This is a genomic window from Flavobacterium sp. (genome assembly GCF_013822155.1).
Taxonomy (GTDB): Bacteria; Bacteroidota; Bacteroidia; order Flavobacteriales; family Flavobacteriaceae; genus Flavobacterium.
In genome coordinates, this window is the sequence record NZ_PNJW01000177.1 from 1 (window position 1) to 1404 (window position 1404).

At 31.0% G+C, this 1404-nt stretch carries 1 protein-coding gene; it reads right to left on the minus strand.

All coding sequences use genetic code 11. The annotated features are described in order from the left end of the window. Nucleotides 1-268: 268 nt before the first annotated feature. Entirely contained in the window at nt 269-1279 is a 1011-nt protein-coding gene (locus C0512_RS15735; protein ID WP_290863281.1) for a hypothetical protein, read from the minus strand. Between the last annotated feature and the right edge of the window lie 125 nt (nt 1280-1404).

The window sequence follows — 1404 nt, forward strand, 5'->3', positions numbered from 1 at the left end:
GAAGCGGAAATGGACTTATAGTAATTCCTGGTCATTTTCAAATTTATTATGTGCAAATGCGCATCTATAAAATGGGTCAATTAAACTTGGAATTTAGCCAATTTTAGATTGAGAAATAAAGGGATATTATTTCTCAATTATCGCTACAATGCTGTACATTCCACTGGACAATAAATCCAGTTTAGTAAGCAGAATTTTGAAGTTTTTTACTGTCTCTTAACTTGTAAATTAGGAGACAATAATTTTTATCAATAAAGAATAGGTTTAACTATGAAAATGAAAAAGAAGTATTAGTAGGTTGTGGGTTTTCCTTAAGTTGAGCAAATGCGACTTTAAGTATTCTTGATTTATTAGTATTATTGATAGGTAACTCACCCCCTCGAGGATGATTAGCGTATATCCCTTTAGCCTCTAGCTTTTTATAATATTGATGGGCATCGGCATTATCTTTAAAGACAATTACTATTCCACACATATTAGTTTCTATTTTATGTATTTGTTCAAGATTTAGCTCTAAATAGGTAGCAAAAAATTGCTCATTCCAAGGGGCTAAGTTTCGATCAGATTGATTAACAGAACGCAGAATGTGATACTGGGTACAGAACGATAGCTGTACCGTATTAGAAAATTCACATATTTGTGGTGTCACAGAATCAATTGCTTTAAGAACCTTATAAAAATTTTCAGCATGTTCTAATGAACTAAAAATCAAAGAATATTGCATACAGTCCGTATCAAACTTTGTGCTTATTACTGTATTTTTATCTAAACCTAAAAATTCACTGAACCATTCTAGATTAAATGGATTAGGGATAATGCCTTTAATTTTTTCATCAATAAATTTATTTTTATTTCGATTAGGTTGTGCCGATAATTTAAATAGACTTAATTCACTGAGAGGAAGTATCTTTACCGGTAATACTTCTTGTTTACAAGGTATTACTAAACTTCTTGGAACATTAGCCGCTTCAAAAAATGGGGAAGTACCTGAGCCACCAGTAAAATTATTATTCTTAGCATTAATAATATTATTTTTTGAGCTTTTCATGATGCCAACCTCTAGTCCATCAGGGCATAGCATTGGATAAGCTTGAAGGGGTTTCATAATATCTCTAAAACGTAGTGCTGCCTCAGGGTTACTGAATTTAACAAAATATTGAATACCTAATTCGTCGACACTTTTAATATCGCCTTCTGAAAATTTTAAATTTTTAGTCAGCCATTCTACAGTAAAAGGGTTTTCGTCTTGGGTTGCAGGGAGTTGTTTTATGCCAAACATGTATTTATCTCCGATAATTTATTGAAATATTCAGTACATATTATAAGCATTAAATTTAATTTGTATACATTTATGCCAGAAACTTCAAGTTATCCAACTGGTTTAGTAAATATTTATTTTGTTGT